Here is a 19094-nt window from a genome sequence, read left to right as displayed (position 1 = left end):
CAAGCATTTACCGAGGTTTCAATCCACGCCCCCGCATGGGGGGCGACTTACTTCGTGCGATTGGTTGGGGCGATAGTTAAGTTTCAATCCACGCCCCCGCATGGGGGGCGACGAGGCCTAAATTAGGCATACTACCGCTAGTAGAGTTTCAATCCACGCCCCCGCATGGGGGGCGACAATCCTCTCAGCAGACCCTTTTTTTTGCAATCCATGTTTCAATCCACGCCCCCGCATGGGGGGCGACCCGGCACGAGGCGACACCGTGTTGCCCGACCCTATGTTTCAATCCACGCCCCCGCATGGGGGGCGACTTTAACCCGGTATCAGTGCTGTCATGGCTGAAGAGTTTCAATCCACGCCCCCGCATGGGGGGCGACTCGTAGCTCTTACCTGAGCCCGATCCGCCGATGAGGTTTCAATCCACGCCCCCGCATGGGGGGCGACCTGTCTGGGAGTACGTAAGGCTGTGCGATTGCATGTTTCAATCCACGCCCCCGCATGGGGGGCGACTGCAGAAGCTCAAAGAAAACGATGAGGACGAGTATGTTTCAATCCACGCCCCCGCATGGGGGGCGACTGCTTCACCTATGGCTGCACGCACCGTGCCACCGTGTTTCAATCCACGCCCCCGCATGGGGGGCGACAAGCGCCGCCAGGAAGAGCGCAGGCCATTTGAACGTTTCAATCCACGCCCCCGCATGGGGGGCGACGTTGGTGTATTCGGAGGCGTCACATCACAATAGAGTTTCAATCCACGCCCCCGCATGGGGGGCGACGATCGGTAAACTTCGGTGGCCTTCCCCCTACATTGTTTCAATCCACGCCCCCGCATGGGGGGCGACTTCAGACATTCAGAATCAACGAGCGGTTCGAAGCTGTTTCAATCCACGCCCCCGCATGGGGGGCGACCCAGCTTTGCGAAGTTCGCCGACGAGCGATTCATTGTTTCAATCCACGCCCCCGCATGGGGGGCGACTTGTGCACGGTTGCGGGGCAGACAAGCACAATTAAAGTTTCAATCCACGCCCCCGCATGGGGGGCGACCACGCGCGAAGCAGCGCATCGCTCATTTCATCGAGTTTCAATCCACGCCCCCGCATGGGGGGCGACTCTGGCCAATCGTTGGGATCGCCTGTCATTTCGAGTTTCAATCCACGCCCCCGCATGGGGGGCGACGACTGCATCAAGCGCGTCGGCTGCTTCTGGGGCAAGTTTCAATCCACGCCCCCGCATGGGGGGCGACTTGGTCGGCGTGGTCGGCGGGAAGTTGTAGGTAATGTTTCAATCCACGCCCCCGCATGGGGGGCGACCACCGGGTACCAACGCGGATTACGTCGGCTATATGTTTCAATCCACGCCCCCGCATGGGGGGCGACTAGTCGCGTAGCCGACAAACCGGCGTATGAGGCAAGTTTCAATCCACGCCCCCGCATGGGGGGCGACACGATGGGCGAATGGGTCAACGCCACGGTTAACATGGTTTCAATCCACGCCCCCGCATGGGGGGCGACTTCCAAAAGCTCAAGGCCAACGACATCGACGAATACGTTTCAATCCACGCCCCCGCATGGGGGGCGACATCATCAACAGATATATCGGTACAACCCTCGATGTTTCAATCCACGCCCCCGCATGGGGGGCGACGGTGGAGACACCGCAGGCAGCGGCAGTGACTACGTTTCAATCCACGCCCCCGCATGGGGGGCGACGAATACTATTGGCCTCCTGAGCTCTTTCTGTCCGTTTCAATCCACGCCCCCGCATGGGGGGCGACGTCGTCGAACGGTTGATCCCGGTGCAGCGTCGTTATGTTTCAATCCACGCCCCCGCATGGGGGGCGACGCAATATGCCGATCACTACGAGGTCGATGAGAAGTTTCAATCCACGCCCCCGCATGGGGGGCGACTTCTCCGTGTAATATCGTTTTGCCCTGCACAGCAATGTTTCAATCCACGCCCCCGCATGGGGGGCGACATCATTTATGCTGTGGTTTTTATTATTGTCACTTTGTTTTTCACATATTCACCTGTGTCAACATCAATAATTTGCGAGAGACACATCTATAGACATCATCTCCTGCACATTAATAAAGCAACAGGTCATGCGCTTACCATTACATAAATATAGCAATTATTCTACTAAGTTGTGTGCTAATAAGTGCTGTAAATATGACTTGTGGTTCCGGCGAACCTCCCTGGGAAATGTTGTGTGCTTACGGTTCGCCGTCTCCTAGATCACTAGCGGGCCGTCTTGTTCTATCGTCTTTTTCGCGCCAACATGCTCAACACGACGATGCCATTTTGAACCTAAGTAATAAAACCGCAGACTGTCTTTCTTTGGGTCAATTTCTGAGATCAATCTGTGTTTCAATGTCGCCCACTGTGCAGGATCCACTATGCACTCAAAAACTGAATACTGTACCCTCTGCCCGTAATCCTTGCACGCCTTAGATACACGCCGCAAGCGCCGCTGCCCACTAGTATCATCAAGTGCGACGTCATAACTCACTACAACAAACATCTATTTCCTACCTCCAGATAAAGGGCGGATAGCCATCAATATCGCGCCTTAGATGCCTTGCCAACAGCAAAGCTTGCACCCATGGCAACAAACCGATTGTAACCTTCTCTTTCAAGAACGGATGTACAATCTCTTTTTGTTTCCTCGCTTGATAAGCAACTAAAACGGCTTTTCTAGTTTCATCCTCCATCCAAACTGCACCCGATTCTTTTGCAGAAAAGCCCTTGGCGTTTACCTGTGATAAATTGATTAGCGAAAGGACAAGTCTATCGGCCAAATATGGGCGAAACTCCTCCATCAGGTCAAGCGCTAAACCGTATCTTCCAGGCCGATCTCTGTGTAAAAATCCAACCGCCGGGTCAAGCCCAACAACCTCAAGGGCTGAGCGAACATCATGCATTAACAATGTGTAAACAAAAGACAACAGACAATTGACCTTATCCAACGGCGGTCTGCGATTACGCTTATCGAACATAAAGTCGCTTTTTTGTGCTGTTATTAAATTATCAAAGACTCCGAAATATGTACTGGCCGACTCTCCCTCGATTCCGCGCAGTGTATCTAGCATGTGTGCGGATTCTCGCAGCTTTTCAATCGCCGTAGTCATCTTGTTCGAAGCTTGAGCGACTGCTTTTACGGCAACCTTTGTAGGGTGATCACGCAGAAGTCTTTGTAGGACTGCACGACAGTTAGTAATCTTAGCCACCAAGATCATTCGTGCGATCGATGCAGCAGCCTCTTCATCATCTGCACGTCGATATTGCTCGCGTCTAAGCAATACATTACCTGATACCGGTCCTTGAATCTTGGCAAGAAACCTGCCGTTTTCGGTCAAGAAACTTATTGAGACACCTTTTTCAGCACAGAACCCCATTAGAAAAGGGCTACAGCTAACTTGGCCAAAACAGACAATTCCGCCAATCGTATGAATCGGCACTCGAAGTTTTATTTCTTTTTCAACCCTGACCGCAACAGTTTCACCGTCTTTTGCAAGATATGCGCCCTGAGTTGTAACAAAAAGCGTGTTTAGATGCTGTTTCATTCTAACCTCGTCATGACCTCAATGTAATTGTGTTGAGCATGTTGGCGCGAAAAAGACGATAGCGTTTCATTCTAACCTCGTCATGGCCTCAATGTAATTAGCTACGTGCTTGCCGGTTTTTGGCACACAAAGCTCCACCATGGAACAATTCTTACACTTTGCCGAATACTCAGCTTTAGGAGTTAAGCCTGATGCTAATAGTTCATGCACAAGTCGAGCCGTAGTCTCAGTGTCCGCCCTCAAGTCTCGATCAAATGCAACATCAAGCCTGCGACGTGTACGTCCATAGAACAGCGCACCGCTCTCAATTGAAATACCCATCATTTCCTCAAGGCACATGGCCTGGGCGCAAAGCTGCACTTTATCAGAACTGTCTGGTTTAGGCTTGCCTAGTTTATGCTCGACAGGAAAAACATCCCACCCATCTTCCGTCTTATGGAATTCAATCACATCTGCCCTTCCAATTAGACCGAGCTTGATTGACCGTAGAGGAACTGCATACTCTAGTCGAACATTTCCTCGTGACTCATGGTCAGCCGAATCGACCTTTTCATGCATTATCTGACCCCTAGCTGTGAATATATTTTCATCCCACAATTGCTCTGTAAAGATAAGAGCGCACCGCCGAGGACAGTAGCTATATTGGCTTAGACTAGAAACAGCGATCAACTCACGATCTGCTTCATCAATCGAATTACAGTCAGGCATTCCGTTAAACCTTATTCAATCCATTGCCAGCATCGTTGCGCACCCATAACTCAACACCGGTCGGTATATTACCTGTGTTTACCGTCACGCCGTAGTGTGAAAACTTGCGTGGCGCTGTTACCTTATCTGCTTGCATTGCATCTTCATTCTTTTTGATTGTTATAATGTTGCCAGAATCAAGCATTACTTGTGCTGGCGCACATCCAAGCATCGCCTGCTTGACACATTGGCTCGGGTCGCTGTCCGTTCCGACATGCTTGAATACGTATAGGCCGCGACATGACATCATCCCTTTGCTAGCAGAGCGGTCGTGATCATACATATTTAATAGCGCTTCCCAGAGGTTTTTAAGGTCCTCGTCGGAAAAACCAGTCCCTTTTGCAAGATTGGCGCTGACAAAGCCTTTGGCCACATATAGACCATAAGGAATAAGCGCCTTGCGCCCCATAGTGCGGAGAGAGTCTTCTGGAGCTGCTTCCTCCCACTCCACATGCTGCTGATAGCTTGCATCACTCTTGACGTCTCTTTCGGTTGGAGTTTTTGCCATTCTTGTTATGGAAAGGTCAAGGGTCAAAATAGGGTCAGCAGACCGCGCAAATGCAAATTGCACTGGACCACGGACTTGCCCTGCATTAGCACCTGTACTAAGAACAGCTCCAAATGTCCTAATATCGAAAAAATTTTCACACATCCATGTCCGCGCGTTTAATGACTGACCTTTTGTTGTTTTGCCGTCTTTTGGTACCGCTCCGTTGGTTTTTTCATGCGCAAGAGCTATTGGCTTGTTGAGGTTAGTCGAGTGTCCAATATAGATTGCATTCGGTGCTACATTTTCAAATTTCGTTTGAACATAGTTCCGAACGCGGCGCTTGAGCGCCACATCGGAAACGAGGCCGTGCATGTCCTCTGGATCAATACGCGGGCTGTTGCCGGCGTCAGGATCGCCATTGGGGTTGCCTCTTTCGCAGTCAAACAGGTAAAGAAACTCATAACGGTTCTGAATTGCGGTGCTCATTAGTTGCCCCCTTCTTTGGATTCGTTAGTGATGTTATTCTTTGATCCCGCACGGTTAGCTGCGATCTGTTGGTAATAACCGAGGGCAAAGAGGCTCTGCCGTTCAAGATCAAGTGTTGCCGGGATGCGGTCCTGAATACAGCTCATAATCTCGGCGATTTGGCCTTCGTACCAGAACGCAAGACCACCGTCCAGTTTGTTTAGGTGATTCTTGGAGTTGGAGACGAGCCGCCCGATAGTTAGTCCTGGGGTCTGACTTGCTGCTACATAGTAACGCTGCACTACACTTGCTCCGACATCTCCAAGCGCAGAATATTGTAAGCTCGCCAACACTGCCAACAAACGCCCACATTGATACGCCGGTTCGGGATGTTCTTTGTTTAAATAGACACTCATGTGGTTATTTCCTCCTTTGCGGATGAAGTAGGCCTTGATTAAGCCCATACGGGCATAGAGTAACGAAAGATACCAACCTGCATTCTCTGAAACATCTTGTTTTCCAAAAAGCGCGCGGTTCAGTTCTTCACTCATAAAAAATGATGGGAGTTGTGTTACAAGTCGGGCTATAACATGAAAGGGTATAGCCCGATGCTGGATTGCAGCATGAAGAAGATTGAGTCTCGCGTGACCGATTGGTTTAACCCAATCGTCATACTTTTGCCCTTGTTTGAGAGGTTGCAACACACAGGTAATCACTCGCTCAAGTTTTGGGTCTTTTGCTGTATTCTTTCCGGAGCGGTTTGTCATCTCAAGGTTGTCAAACCAGGCTGCAATATTGGTAACCAGTTCCTCAAAGCTTCCCTCCATCCAGTCGCGCACCATGACACGGCCGGAAGCACCTGAAACTGTAAGTGCAAAATAGTGATTGTTGACAGGAACAGGCCTCTGGCCGCTCCTCAACGACTCAAGAATCTGCCTGGCCGAACTCTGCGCTACCGCTTCCGTCTGTTCCGATGATTCGTAAAGGAAAGCAAGAGGATCGTATTCAGGCTTAACAGCCTCTTTGAACCAATGGACAATCTTAGTTCCAGCCAACGTTTTTGAATGGTTGGAAATAAGAAAATTAAGGCCTTTTGAATAGCAGTTCACAGCATTTTCCGACATGGCACAATTTGTGGACTGCTCTAGGCCAAATGATCTAAAAGCCTTTTTATCAAAACCAATAAGGGTATCTTGACCGTTTTCACCAACCGACTTGAGACCAGAAATCTTGGGGTGTGTTGTTTCTGGAACGGCGTTATCTCCGCTCAAAAAACACAACATTTGTGATGACGTATTACCGCCACCAGATAATGAATCTCTAAAGTCTGTCCACCATGCAAGACATGGTTTGTGCTTGAGCGGATCGAGCCCGCCGACAATGAAAAATGCTTTATCAGTTGGTTTGGCCCCTGTCTTGTTTAGGTGTTCCCGTAACAGTTGAAGTTTTTCACTGTCAGCAAAGAAGTCTGCCGCTGCGATCAACTCTGGGATTTTGTTCGAGGCCATTTTGAGTAATTCAATAAAATAGGTGTGCTTCTCTTGATACTTTTCAGGATCATCATTCTTGTCCAATAATAGAAGCATTACCTGAAGAGTATCAACCAAAAATTGACAGCGCCCCCCGCCTTGAAGAAGATTGGCAGGATATTCGGGACACCTCTCCAACTCGCCTCCATATTCACCATCACCATATGGTTCAACGACTGCAGTACTGTTTATGTTAATGGTAATTCGCCACCTAACCCGCTTCGGCCCAAAACCAGGCTTCAAATGCGGTATGTTCTTCTTTGTAAACTCAACAACATGCTGAAGCATTTATCCACCTCCCTCTTTCGGCTTACGCACCATCTCGCTCTCGAAGGCAGGCACTTCTACAACACCATTCACCACAGTAGCGTCAAATAGGGAAATAAATGGCCTGTCGTCCCGAACGACTTCCCGTCGTAGGTCGAAAACATCATAGAGCATCAAGCCAATGTGTTGATCAAACGCTACTGGTTGCTTGTGCCCATTGACTGACTGAACATACTCAAAAAAAGCCGGAAACTCGCTGCATCCAAAGAAGGGCTGTTGAAAACACTTGCCATGTTTTGCCCGTCTTTCGAATATCTCATCAAACTTTATGATCTGTCCTCCGAATTTTGGCTTGGGAATTATACGGGCGGTAAGCCGGTAGCGAACGTTCTTGAGTGCCATAGTCTGGCGTTGCGTTCGACCAGTTGTAGCATCATCGCTATCAGCCCATAGTGGCTCGGGCTTTTTTGTGCCTCTTATCCACTTATTAAGAATAGCTTTGCCTGGAACGATACCTTTGACTTCATTCCGTCGCAGGGCGATATAGCGCGGCATTTCCAGTATTTCAATCCGCTCGATCTGCCAATAGAAATAAGGCTGGATAGTCTGGCCGTCGCGTAGCCCCTCCCAATAAATAGCGTCAAATATTCCGCGTGCCGCTGATGGAGTAATAACGGGATAGCTGAACCTCTCGACCTTCATTTCGGGGCGGGTGAAACACGCAAAATCACCCCAGACTTCCAATGTGTGTGTCCGTCTGCTCATATTGTTCCTCCTTTCGTTATCCAATTAGAATTTGTTGGGACTGTGGCAGCTGCAGCCCCATGACATCGTCGTAAAGTTGGCCGTTACGATCTTCAAGAATAAACCATTCGTCTGAAACGCCTTTTCCGTAACGCAATTTTGCCGGGATGAGTGCTTCCCATGCAGGGTGATCGAATGCGGGGCGAAAAATACTGACCGCCAGTCCCTGGGCGCGGCGTATCCATTTGGCGCTTATTCCTTGTTCATCCTGCTCATGCTGTAACTCATCGAACACGTCAAGATATGGATGATATGGGACAAGTACTTGAATGGCGGCTTTATCGATCAACTTATATTCCTGCGCCACACGGACAAAATCCTTCTCCAAAAAAGCATCTGTTAGTGCTTTGCTTTGCGTCTCCGGCTTGCTCAGGTCATAGAGCCGATGGTAGTAATCACGAAACACGGCTGGATCATTTAGGTCTAGACCTGCCTCGCCTACTGCTATGAGCATAGTTCGCGTTACCTCAGCCGCCTGGAAGTATGCGTAGGTTGGATAGCGCTTCCGAAAATTGCCATCAACATCGGGCTCGAAAACCCGCACCTCGCCCATTTTACGATTTCCAACTTCGTCCACCAACTGCCCCTCACGGTTGCACCGGCCGGCTGCTTGGGCAATAGAGTCAAGCGGCGCTAGTGCGCGGTAAACTACAGGGAAATCAACGTCCACACCAGCCTCCACACATTGGGTCGAGACCAGGCGGCATGGTTCACGTTCTGTCAACCTTGCACGAACTGCATCTAGAGCAAAACGTCGGTGGTAAGCACAGAGGTTGGTTGAAAGATGAAAAACTGCATCATAGTGCTTGATCTCTTTGAGCAGTGCTGCCGCATGGCTTTTGAGATTCACCACACATAGCACTTGCGCCTCATTGCTAACCTCATCCGCCAAGGCCGACCACCCTTTCGTTTCCCCTTCTTTAGGCCAACGTACGCTATAACGGCGCAGGGAATCGTAGAGCCGCGCATGATTGGGTGTGGCTTCGATGGGTTGCCAGCCTATGGAGACGAGTTTCGTTACCGCGTTATCCAATACGTCGAAGGCTGGTTGTGTCGCCGTAGCAAAGACGACCGAGGAACGGTATCTATGTGAAAGATGAGAAAGCGCCCCCAGTGTCGGTACAGCAAGCGCCTGCGGCAAGGTTTGAGCCTCATCGAACATGATGACTGATTCAATTAGATTATGCAGCTTGCGGCAAGTCGAGGGACGGTTTGAGAATAGCGACTCCAGCAGCTGCACATTAGTTGTAATGATAATCGGAGCATTCCAATTTTCCGATAGTAGCCGTCGAGCACGGTCATTGGCGGTCTCGGCGTCGTTTTTCGATTCTTCGCTACCCAAACCTGCAAGGCTATGATGCTCGAGCACAAAATTGTTAGGAAACGCTTGGAATACATCCCGATAAATCGCCGCCGTCTGTTCAATAATAGATAGATATGGCACAGCCAGCACGACCCGTTTCAATCCATTGCGGTCCGCATGCTCTAAGGCAAACTTGAGCATGGCAAGAGTCTTGCCGCTACCGGTCGGTGCGGTAAGAGTAAAAAGACCTGGTTTTGTGGCTGCTGACGCTGTCACCATTTCCCATAGGGCATTGCGAGCGTCCAGAACGTTCTGATCCGCGTTGTTTTTGTTGTTGCGAACCTTGTTATCCATAAAGTTCTCCAACACACTTAGCGCTTTTGCCGCATCCAGATCAGGACCATTCTCTCGATAGCACTTTCCCTGCTCGTTGCCATCAAAATGGGATTCGGTGTCCAAAAAGTCAGCGTCTGTCAAACACGAAAAGAGCATCCTAACATCCAACATTGAAGCAATGGGGTTCTTAAAACCCTCTTTAGGATTGATAACATAGCTGCTTGGCACTAAGACGTTTATACCATCTCCATTAAGACGGGTTTTAAGTCTACCGAGATCAACATCGCTGAGCTTTAATTTCAGCGGATGCTGCCGAGATAAAATCGTCGGGTTCATGTTGCGAAGGGCCGGTAGGCTACCTTGTTGCAAGCCGATATGATGGCCTTGAATGGCTAAAGACGCAGCAACAGATTGATATGCCGTTAATGCCACCCATGCGCCTACTGACCAATGATCCAGCCCACTAGCCTCGCCTCGTAAACGCGCCTGAAAAAGGTCGCCATACTTACCAAGATCGTGCAATAATCCTGCCAGTTGAGCCTCACAAGTAAATTCGTGTCCAATAGAAGTTCCTTCAATGATTCGACTGACTGATTGGAGATGATCTTTAATGGTATGTTTATACAGCCCATTATTGGCGCTATGTGCGTAATAGGTTGCCACTAGAAACCTCTCTTGGTTTTACCGTAATATCATATGCCTCTGCTATCCTTCACTGACCTCACGTTAAAATGCTTTGTGGTTTTAGCTATCAATATGCTTTGGTAAAACTACCTAATGCTAGATTAAGCCAGAATTGCTCAACTACTTTATTATACTTTAATGAGCGTTCTATATGTTAGTATGACAAATATGGCATCTAAAGCAAAGCCCATGAGTGCGTAATACTCATATTTTCCTATAATAGTTTGCAGAACAAGCAAAATGATGGAGAGGCGTGACTTAACAGATGGTTTCTTGAATCCTCCGAGATCGCGGTGAGAAGCTGTTTTGTCTATTATCGATTCCCATTTTCAATTTTCTAGCCTATGTCCGAGTCATGGTCCATGACCAGGCAAGAGTACTATAATACAAGTATTCAGGTGGAATCATCTAAGTCCATTTTTTGTCACCTTAGCAGAGAGCTTTCCCTGTTTCAAACGCTCTTACGTCCGCCTCAATCTCTGCCAATGCGAACGATTAATGATATCTGATCGACAAAAAAATATGCAATCGTGAAATTCGTTGAGGTTCGAATCATAGGAGGGCTCACATTCCAAACGAAAGGAAAATGGCTCTGACGAGCCATTTTCAAACTGCTTATGATTTTGCTCGGATACCAGGACTCGAACTCCATGTGAACGGTTGTGGAGTATGCACCTGGCAGCCAATTGTGAACATGCGCGATACCGTCTATAATTAGTATGATAAAACGTAGGAGGTGGACCCGTGCATATTGATATAAACCTGCTTATCGTTCTGACACTTCATATCGGTGTGGTATTGGCGTTCGCTTGTTACGGTACTCAGCTGCTCGCGCATCGGTCAATTTTAGAGTCGAGCACGTCATTCGCACAGCATTCATTATCAGAACTCTCGGACACGTATCGAATTCGTAGACCGGTACGGCGCTATTTTATCCCCAGGATGCGGGTAAAACGCACTACCTGCGATGATGAGCCTCCGTTTTCGCTCTCTTAGAAGCACATCTAATTTTTGTTCTATTATTCTAAGAAGCTAGAGGAGGATATTTCATGAGCATATTCAGCTCACTATTTTCAGGCGCGTTAGGCGCGATTATTGGATTTACCGGCGACTGGTTTTTGGCGATTGCGCTGCTTACCATAGCTATAAAGGGGCTGCTCTTCCCGCTTTCGGTGAAGCAGCGGCGCGGCATGCTCATTACGCAAAGCTTTGCCGAAGCGCAAAAGATGCTTAATGAGAAGTATAAAGGTAAGAAGGAGCTCGTTACTGAGGGGCTTACAAAGATCATGGCCAAGTACAAGGTGAACCCGTTGTCTTCGATCATGATGCTGCTCGTACAGCTGCCTGTGTTCTTTTCGATATATTATACGGTGAGTCACCTGACGACAGGTATCGGCAGCGTTATTATTCCATGGGTAATCAACGTGACGAAAGCCGACACCTTGCACGTGCTGCCGGTTGCGGCAGGCCTGGTTCAGGGAGCGTTGAGCTTTTATAGTACGCCGAGCCAGACGCGCAATTTCTTGATGATTGCCCTGCCGATCGGTATCGGTCTGTGGTTCTTGTGGAGCGCGCCGGTTGGCGTAAGCGTCTATTGGGCATGCAACGCGCTCTTCGGCATTGCCGAACTGCAGTTGTTTAAGCTTCGCGCAATCAAGGAGCGCTATCTTACAGTGCCGTCCGCCGAAGAAATGGTTGCAGGAATCGCGTAATAATAAAGGGGACGTTGCTCTAGATTTTACAGAAAGATTCTTTTTGTACGAGCCATATTTACTCGCATTATTAGAATATGTAAGATTCAGAGCAACGTCCCCTTACTCCTTACTCTTATCCAGCCAATCCTGTTCTTTGCCGAGTAGTTTGTGTGCTTTCTCGATCTGCTCTTTGACGCGGTTCGGAGCGGTGCCGCCGCGGACGTTGCGCCTCGCCACCGCGTTATCGATGTTGAGCACGTCGAATACATCCTCTTCAATAAGCGGGCTTTCGGCCTGGAACTCTTCGATTGAAAAATCGACGAGCCAGCAGCCCTCTTCTATCGCTTTTCTTACAAACTCGCCGGCGACCCTATGTGCATCTCTAAATGCCATACCCTTACCGACCAGGTAATCCGCCAGCTCGGTCGCATTGGTGAAGCCGCCCTCTGCCGCCTGGTGCATGACCTCTGAATGCACGTTCATCGTTGAAATCATTCCTCGCATGCCGATCAGGCAGTTCGTAACCGTGGTGATCGTGTCGATCAAGCCTTCTTTGTCCTCTTGCATGTCTTTGTTATAAGCCAGCGGCAAACCCTTCATCGTTGTTAGGATTTGCACCAAATTGCCGTAGACGCGCCCGGTTTTTCCCCGGATAAGCTCGGCGACGTCGGCGTTTTTCTTCTGCGGCATAATGCTGCTGCCGGTGGTGTATGCGTCGTCAAGCTCGATAAAGCTGAACTCAGCCGACGACCAGATGATAAGCTCTTCGGCGAGCCTGCTCAGATGCGCGGCAAGAATCGATGCCGCCGCTTGAAATTCTATGATAAAATCGCGGTCGGATACCGCATCGAGGCTGTTATTGCTGAGTTTATTAAACCCAAGCTCGTCAGCGACAAATCCCATATCGATCGGATAGGTCGTACCGGCAAGCGCGGCACTTCCCAACGGCATTACGTCGGTGCGCTTAAAACAGTCTTTGAGGCGCATAAAATCACGCCGCAGCATCCAGAAGTACGCCATCATATGGTGCGAGAAGAGCACCGGCTGTGCCCGCTGCAGATGCGTATAACCGGGAAGTATCGTTCCCATCTCGCGCTCGGCTACTTTAATAAGCTCTTCTTGCAGCGCGAGGATCTCGGGAGCCACACTGACAATCGCGTCCTTCGTAAACATCCTGGCATCGAGTGCGACCTGATCGTTGCGGCTGCGCGCCGTATGCAGTTTACCGCCGACAGGACCGATTTTCTCGGTAAGCGCGCGCTCAACCGCCATATGAATATCTTCATCTGCGATATCAAAGGTAAATAAACCATCTTCGATCTCTTTAAGGACCGTTTGCAAACCCTCAACGATTTGCCTGGCCTCGGCATCGCTTATGATGCCGCACTTCGCCAGCATTTTGGCATGCGCGATGCTGCCGCTGATATCATGCTTATAAAGATGCTTATCGACCGGCAGCGACGCGTTGAACTCATCAACAAAACCGTCCGTGCTTTTGGTAAACCTCCCGGACCACAATTTCATAGAGCTTCCTCGTTTCCCCTTATTGTTCTTTGCGGTACTTGCGACCCCATGTTTCCAGGCTTAAGCCGAATATCTTATTGAAACCGGCGGCCGACTGATGCGAGAACGTGTCTCCCTGTTCGTAGGTAGCAAGCTTGCGGTCGTAAAGCGAATTGGGTGACTTACGCCCGACAACCCGGCAAGAGCCTTTATACAGTTTTAAGCGTATCGTGCCGTTTACCACTTTTTGTGTCTCATTGATAAACGCGTCGAGCGCTTCGCGTAGCGGGCCGAACCAGAGACCGTCGTACACAAGCTCGGCATATTTTTCTTCTATGGTGTACTTGAAATGCGCCAAATCGCGTTCGAGCACCATGTCCTCAAGCTCTCTATGCGCCATAATCAGGGTGAGCGCGGCCGGTGCCTCGTAAATCTCGCGAGATTTTATGCCGACCAGGCGGTTTTCAATCTTATCGATACGACCGAACCCGTTGCTGCCGGCGATCTGGTTTACCCTCCCGATGAGCTCGATAATATCCATTCCGGCGCCATCCAAGGCTACCGGAACGCCCTTCTCAAACTCTACTTCGAGGTACGTTGGCTTGTTCGGCGCTTGCACCGGGTCTACGGTCATCGTAAATGCGTCTTCAGGAGGTTCGATCCACGGGTCTTCAAGAATACCGCACTCGATCGATTTTCCCCATAGGTTTTCATCGATGCTGTACGGGCTCTTTTTAGTAACCGGGATGGGAATGTTGTGTTGCTGAGCGTATTCTATTGCCGATTCGCGGGTGAAATCCCACTCGCGAGCAGGAGCAATGATATTTAGATCAGGATTGAGTGCACGGATGGAAACTTCGAAGCGAACCTGATCGTTTCCCTTGCCCGTGCAACCGTGCGCGACATAGACCGCGCCGGTACCTTGCGCTACCTCGACGAGCACTTTGGCGATAAGCGGCCGGGAGAGCGACGTTGCGAGCGGGTACTTTTTCTCATAGAGCGCGTTAGCTTTCAACGCCGGGATAATGAATTTCTCCGCGAACGCTTTCTGAGCATTTACCATTTCGGAATGAACGGCACCAACTCTGAGCGCTTTATCTTTGACCTCTTCAAGGTCGCCGCCCTGGCCGACATCTACGGCCACCGCTACTACTTCAAGGTCGTAATTTTCCTGCAGCCATCTGATGGCAACCGATGTATCAAGGCCGCCGGAGTACGCAAGAACCACTCTATCTTTAATCTCCCTAACACTACCAACCTGTCCCACGTAAGTTTCCTCCTAAATCCTATTTATGCTGACTTAGCGTGCCGCATTCGCTTTCGAAATCAACTCAGGAGCAACGCTGTTTTTACCCTTTTGACCTAACCAGATAATATTATTAATCACCTTATGTGCCCGCTGTGGAAATCCATCCTTATACTCGAGCGGATACTGTATTCGAATTTCAAACGTTCGCTCTCCGTTATTGAATATCTCGAGCGAACCCACTATATGCTGCTGTCCGTTGATTCTATCAAGGTCGAATTCCCGCTGCTGATCGGCCCCCGGCACCGTATAACGCTTTGCATCGGTAGCCAATCGCTCCGAGACGATAAGCCCGTCTGTTTGTGCGAACTGCACCCCCTGGGTCGCCATCTCTTGAACCGTCGCTTTGACTCCCTTAGGTCGTGCAAATACTAAAATGGCTCTGCTCTTGTCGGGTTGCCCCGCATACTTCGCATATATCGAGAGCCTGTCACCCTCGGCCGAACTGGTAGATTCCGCCACCATATCCGACGGCACGTACGTAGAGAGTCCTAGCGCCCGTGAGTCTAACAACTTGAGCGTAAGCTCCTCTAATGGACCTTCAAGCCTGATCGTGTCCAGCTTGCTGCGAGCCCGAGTCTCAGCCGAACTTCCAATAGCCGTTGCTGATGCTTCCAACGCTCCATGAGCTGTTGGTGTTTCAGATTGCGTTGCTGTAGTAGCCGGTTGCTTCCTAGTTATGTCTGTTGTTGCTATGGTTGTCGAGCCCGTTTGTTCGACGGGCTTCTGTGCCATGCTGCTGATGTATGTAATAAAGACTATCATTAAAGCTGCTGAGATTAATAGATACGTTCGTGTTACTTTCACTAAAACTTCAACCCAAACATGTTTGTAGATTTATTGCTGTTACTTATCGTTGAATATTGCTACGTATTGCCGCTAAAATGCTTTTTCTCTGCTCAGTGTCGTTAGCCTTTTGACCATATACGCCGCGACATCCGAATTGCGCGAAATAATCAAAATGGTATCGTCCCCGCCTACGGTACCGAGCACATCGGGCCAGGCTACGGCATCTGTCGCCGCGGCTATCGCTTGCGCCATACCGGGCGCTGTCTTGATAACAATGAGATTGTTCGCCCGATCTATTATGCTCATAAACTCCGTTAAAAGCGAGCGCAAGCGCTCGATTTCCGGCAGTGAATACACCTGGCGTGCGCTGTGCAGATCACCCGGTTCCTGAATTATGCGTACCTTTTGAAGGCCCAGGTCGCTGATATCACGCGACACCGTCGCTTGCGTAACATCGAAACCGCGCTTCTCTAACTCGGCTATCAGCTCTTCTTGCGTCGATATTTCCGTCGTGTCTATGATTTGCCTGATAGTGTTTAATCTATCCTGCTTCGACCTCATATTCTAACCTCTCTTGATGAGCGATACGAGCGCCGCTTTTGCAGTATGCAGCCGGTTTTCGGCCTGCTGGAATACTACCGATTGCGCGCTCTCCACCACTTCATCCGTTACTTCTTCGCCGCGATGCGCCGGCAGGCAGTGCATAAAGACCGCTGCGGGCTTCGCCGCTGCCATAAGAGCGCTATTGACCTGATAATCTTTGAAGATATTCAAACGCTGTATGTATTCCTCTTCCTGGCCCATGCTTGCCCATACATCGGTATAGATCACATCGGCGTCTTTTACGGCTTCATACGGGTCGTTGGTCACCGTGATACGTTGGCCGCCGTGCTGAGTATCGAGCTTCGCGCGGGCAATTATTCTTTCGGATGGCTCATATCCTTCCGGTGACGCCACGGCGATGCTTACACCGAGCTTAGCGCCGACGATCAACAGCGAGTTCGCGACGTTATTGCCATCTCCCACATAGGCGAGCTTGATATCGTTAAGCCTGGCTTTGACCTCTAAAACAGTCATATAGTCGGCCAGCGCCTGCATCGGATGGTGCTCGTCGGTTAGCGCATTGATTACGGGAACGCTTGAAAACTCGGCCAGCTGTTCGACGTTCTTGTGCTCGAATGTCCTGATCACGATAGCATCGACATACCCGGACAGCACGCGCCCGACGTCTTGAATCGGCTCACGTTTGCCTACCTGCACCTCGTCCGGACGCAAGAAAATCGGGTGAGCGCCGGTATGAGCGCACGCCGTCTCAAACGAGATTCGCGTTCTGCTCGACGGCTTATCAAAAAGCATTGCGACCGTTTTGCCTTCGAGCATCTTGTGCGGTACATTGTTCTTGATTTTACTCTTGAGATCTACTGCTGTGCCGAGCAGGTTATTCAGCTCATCCGGGCTATATTTTTTAAGCGATAGAATATGTCTACCTGTCAACGTGGTCATTGTTCTCTCCTAATAAACGCTATAATAACCGCTCCAGCTTTGATATCACCTGATCTACTTCGGCCTTTTTCAAGCAAAGAGGCGGTAAGAATCTAACTGTGGAATTGCCGATACTATTTGCCACTATACCGTTTTTTAGCAATTTGAGCACTATATCCTTTGAATTTTCCTGGCTTAGCTCGATCGCAAGCATCAAGCCCATACCGCGAATCTCAGTGATTTTACCGGTCGTTTTCATTAGATTTTCGAGCTTTTCCTTAAAATAGGCACCGACGATGCGGCTATTTTCTACCAGGTTTTCGTCTTCCAGTACCTGAATCGTTGCGAGCGCCCCCGCGCACACAACCGGACCTCCACCGAAGGTAGAGCCGTGCTCCCCCGGGCTAAAGGCCGCTGCTTTATCACTTGCCACAAGGACGCCTATGGGAAGACCACTGCCAATTCCCTTGGCAAGCGTCATGACATCCGGGGTAACACCATATGCCTGGTAGGCAAAGATGTGCCCGGTCCTGCCCATGCCCGTCTGTACTTCATCGAAAATTAAGAGGATGTCGTGCTTGTCGCAGAGCGCCCTTACATCCTTGAGGTACTGTGGCTCACACGGGTATACGCCGCCTTCGCCCTGAATCGGCTCGAGCATCACGGCGCACGTTTTTTCGGATACAGCATTTTTGAGCGCTTCGATATCATTAAGCGGCACATGGATAAAGCCGGGAGGCATTGGCTCGAACGGTTTTTGTTTATCGAGCTGGCCGGTTGCGGCCAATGTCTTCATGGTGCGGCCGTGAAACGAGTTAAGCGCTGTCACGATCTCGTATGCATCATCTTTGCCATGTATCCTTGCATAGCGCCGGGCAAGCTTAATCGCACCCTCATTGGCCTCGGCGCCACTGTTGGCGAAAAAGCACTTGTCACCGAAGGATACTTCAGCGATTTTCTTCGCCAGCTTGAGCTGCGGCTCGGTATAAAAGAGATTCGATACGTGCATGAGTTGTTCTACTTGGGCTTTTACCGCATCGACTACCGCCGGATGGCAATGCCCGACGCTTACCACGCCGATGCCGCTTAGTAGGTCGAGGTATTCTTTGCCCGTATCGTCCCAAAGCCGGGTTCCCTTGCCTTTAACAAACGTTATCGGCAGGCGCCCGTAGGTATTCATGTGGTAACTATCATTGAGCTGTTTTGCTTCATCAAGGTTCATTGTTTGCCTTTCGTGTCTACCTGCTTCTTGTCTAGCGTTTGATCATGGTTCCGATACCTTTGTCAGTGAATATCTCAAGCAGCATTGCGTGCGGTATCATACCGTTGAGAATGGTGGCCCTTGATACTCCCGATTTCAGTGCGGTCACGCACCCTTCGACTTTTGGTAACATCCCCGAGTTTATCTCTTTATTTGCAAGCCTCTCCTCGCATTGCGCCAGGGTCAGCTCTGAAATGAGCGAATCCTTATCATCAAAATCAGCATACAAGCCGTCGACATCGGTAAGGAAGATTATCTTATCGGCATTTACCGCAGCAGCAATCTCACCGGCAACTTTATCGGCGTTAATATTGTAGCTCATACCGTCTTTGCCAACCCCAACGGTCGCAACAACCGGGATAAAATCGTCTTTAATCAGGTTGGTAAGAACTGTTTCGTTTATCGCTTCGACTTCACCGACATACCCCAGGTCGACTTCGCCGGTTTGCGCTTTTTTCGCAACGATGAGGTTGGCATCATCGCCGCTTATGCCGACAGCGAGCCGCCCGTGACGATTAATCAGCGATACGATCTCTTTGTTGATCTTGCCGACCAGCACCATCTTGGCGATGTCCATGGTATCTTTATCGGTCACACGCAAGCCGTTTACGAACCGGGCTTCTTTGCCAAGTGCGTTCATAAACCGGGTGATCTCGGGGCCGCCGCCGTGGACGATCACCGGGTTGATGCCGACATATTTCATGAGCACGATATCGGTGGCAACGATCTCTTTAAGCTCTTCCCGCTCCATTGCAGCACCACCGTATTTAATAACGACGGTCTTACCGTGGTATTCTTTAATATACGGCAGGGCTTCGGTAAGAATCTGGGCTTTTTCCATTACGGCCTGCAACTGCATCTCCTCCATATC

General features: G+C 49.9%; 16 protein-coding genes and 1 CRISPR repeat array (1 of these 17 cut by a window edge). Of the genes, 2 read left to right on the top strand and 14 right to left on the bottom strand.

Annotation, left to right across the window (positions count from 1 at the left end):
- Positions 1–1975: a CRISPR direct-repeat array (repeat unit 32 nt; unit sequence GTTTCAATCCACGCCCCCGCATGGGGGGCGAC) (it extends 1317 nt beyond the left edge of the window).
- A gap of 255 nt (positions 1976–2230) precedes the next feature.
- The 7 genes from cas2 to cas3 form a co-directional block, all read right to left on the bottom strand.
- Positions 2231–2521, bottom strand: a complete 291-nt coding sequence (gene cas2 / locus VGK02_03975; GenBank protein HEY3374207.1) for a CRISPR-associated endonuclease Cas2 — start codon at positions 2519–2521, stop codon at positions 2231–2233.
- A gap of 7 nt (positions 2522–2528) precedes the next feature.
- On the bottom strand, positions 2529–3563 hold the full coding sequence (gene cas1c / locus VGK02_03970) for a type I-C CRISPR-associated endonuclease Cas1c (GenBank protein HEY3374206.1): 1035 nt from the start codon (positions 3561–3563) through the stop codon (positions 2529–2531).
- Between the two features lie 66 nt (positions 3564–3629).
- Complete coding sequence (cas4, locus tag VGK02_03965) at positions 3630–4271, bottom strand: CRISPR-associated protein Cas4 (GenBank protein HEY3374205.1); 642 nt, start codon at positions 4269–4271, stop codon at positions 3630–3632.
- Positions 4272–4275: 4 nt separating this feature from the next.
- Positions 4276–5286 (bottom strand): type I-C CRISPR-associated protein Cas7/Csd2, encoded by a 1011-nt coding sequence (cas7c, locus tag VGK02_03960; protein ID HEY3374204.1) that lies wholly within the window; start codon positions 5284–5286, stop codon positions 4276–4278.
- Positions 5286–7082, bottom strand: a complete 1797-nt coding sequence (gene cas8c, locus VGK02_03955) for a type I-C CRISPR-associated protein Cas8c/Csd1 (protein HEY3374203.1) — start codon at positions 7080–7082, stop codon at positions 5286–5288. The genes cas7c and cas8c overlap by 1 nt, the downstream gene beginning before the upstream one ends.
- Positions 7083–7826 (bottom strand): type I-C CRISPR-associated protein Cas5c, encoded by a 744-nt coding sequence (gene cas5c, locus VGK02_03950; GenBank protein ID HEY3374202.1) that lies wholly within the window; start codon positions 7824–7826, stop codon positions 7083–7085.
- Positions 7827–7842: 16 nt separating this feature from the next.
- Entirely contained in the window at positions 7843–10167 is a 2325-nt protein-coding gene (gene cas3, locus VGK02_03945; GenBank protein ID HEY3374201.1) for a CRISPR-associated helicase Cas3', read from the bottom strand.
- A 765-nt stretch (positions 10168–10932) separates the two neighbouring features.
- Here cas3 and VGK02_03940 point away from each other — a divergent pair.
- Both VGK02_03940 and VGK02_03935 read left to right on the top strand, forming a co-directional pair.
- On the top strand, positions 10933–11184 hold the full coding sequence (locus VGK02_03940) for a hypothetical protein (GenBank protein HEY3374200.1): 252 nt from the start codon (positions 10933–10935) through the stop codon (positions 11182–11184).
- Positions 11185–11237: 53 nt separating this feature from the next.
- Positions 11238–11900, top strand: a complete 663-nt coding sequence (locus VGK02_03935; GenBank protein HEY3374199.1) for a YidC/Oxa1 family membrane protein insertase — start codon at positions 11238–11240, stop codon at positions 11898–11900.
- Positions 11901–12002: 102 nt separating this feature from the next.
- Here the strand turns inward: VGK02_03935 and argH are convergent, their stop codons facing one another.
- The 7 genes from argH to argB form a co-directional block, all read right to left on the bottom strand.
- A complete protein-coding gene (argH, locus tag VGK02_03930) occupies positions 12003–13406 on the bottom strand; it encodes an argininosuccinate lyase (GenBank protein ID HEY3374198.1) in 1404 nt (467 codons plus the stop codon).
- Positions 13407–13425: 19 nt separating this feature from the next.
- On the bottom strand, positions 13426–14652 hold the full coding sequence (locus VGK02_03925; GenBank protein ID HEY3374197.1) for an argininosuccinate synthase: 1227 nt from the start codon (positions 14650–14652) through the stop codon (positions 13426–13428).
- 33 nt (positions 14653–14685) lie between these two features.
- Positions 14686–15456, bottom strand: a complete 771-nt coding sequence (locus VGK02_03920; GenBank protein ID HEY3374196.1) for a hypothetical protein — start codon at positions 15454–15456, stop codon at positions 14686–14688.
- A 114-nt stretch (positions 15457–15570) separates the two neighbouring features.
- Positions 15571–16041 (bottom strand): arginine repressor, encoded by a 471-nt coding sequence (argR, locus tag VGK02_03915; protein HEY3374195.1) that lies wholly within the window; start codon positions 16039–16041, stop codon positions 15571–15573.
- A gap of 3 nt (positions 16042–16044) precedes the next feature.
- Positions 16045–16983: an ornithine carbamoyltransferase gene (gene argF, locus VGK02_03910; GenBank protein ID HEY3374194.1), complete on the bottom strand. Its 939-nt coding sequence runs from the start codon at positions 16981–16983 to the stop codon at positions 16045–16047.
- A gap of 19 nt (positions 16984–17002) precedes the next feature.
- On the bottom strand, positions 17003–18184 hold the full coding sequence (locus VGK02_03905; GenBank protein ID HEY3374193.1) for an acetylornithine transaminase: 1182 nt from the start codon (positions 18182–18184) through the stop codon (positions 17003–17005).
- Positions 18185–18215: 31 nt separating this feature from the next.
- Positions 18216–19091: an acetylglutamate kinase gene (gene argB / locus VGK02_03900; protein ID HEY3374192.1), complete on the bottom strand. Its 876-nt coding sequence runs from the start codon at positions 19089–19091 to the stop codon at positions 18216–18218.
- Positions 19092–19094: the final 3 nt, after the last annotated feature.

This window comes from Candidatus Aquicultor sp. (assembly GCA_036504445.1).
Lineage (GTDB): Bacteria > Actinomycetota > Aquicultoria > Aquicultorales > Aquicultoraceae > DASXVE01.
This window is presented reverse-complemented; position numbering and strand designations above follow the sequence as displayed.

Coding starts and splice junctions, on each gene's coding strand:
- argH (HEY3374198.1), bottom strand. CDS start 13,406: ATGAAATTGTGGTCCGGGAGGTTTACCAAAAGCACGGACGGTTTTGTT.
- VGK02_03935 (HEY3374199.1), top strand. CDS start 11,238: ATGAGCATATTCAGCTCACTATTTTCAGGCGCGTTAGGCGCGATTATT.
- cas5c (HEY3374202.1), bottom strand. CDS start 7,826: ATGAGCAGACGGACACACACATTGGAAGTCTGGGGTGATTTTGCGTGT.
- argR (HEY3374195.1), bottom strand. CDS start 16,041: ATGAGGTCGAAGCAGGATAGATTAAACACTATCAGGCAAATCATAGAC.
- cas8c (HEY3374203.1), bottom strand. CDS start 7,082: ATGCTTCAGCATGTTGTTGAGTTTACAAAGAAGAACATACCGCATTTG.
- VGK02_03920 (HEY3374196.1), bottom strand. CDS start 15,456: ATGATAGTCTTTATTACATACATCAGCAGCATGGCACAGAAGCCCGTC.
- cas1c (HEY3374206.1), bottom strand. CDS start 3,563: ATGAAACAGCATCTAAACACGCTTTTTGTTACAACTCAGGGCGCATAT.
- cas2 (HEY3374207.1), bottom strand. CDS start 2,521: ATGTTTGTTGTAGTGAGTTATGACGTCGCACTTGATGATACTAGTGGG.
- VGK02_03905 (HEY3374193.1), bottom strand. CDS start 18,184: ATGAACCTTGATGAAGCAAAACAGCTCAATGATAGTTACCACATGAAT.
- cas4 (HEY3374205.1), bottom strand. CDS start 4,271: ATGCCTGACTGTAATTCGATTGATGAAGCAGATCGTGAGTTGATCGCT.
- argF (HEY3374194.1), bottom strand. CDS start 16,983: ATGACCACGTTGACAGGTAGACATATTCTATCGCTTAAAAAATATAGC.
- cas7c (HEY3374204.1), bottom strand. CDS start 5,286: ATGAGCACCGCAATTCAGAACCGTTATGAGTTTCTTTACCTGTTTGAC.
- argB (HEY3374192.1), bottom strand. CDS start 19,091: ATGGAGGAGATGCAGTTGCAGGCCGTAATGGAAAAAGCCCAGATTCTT.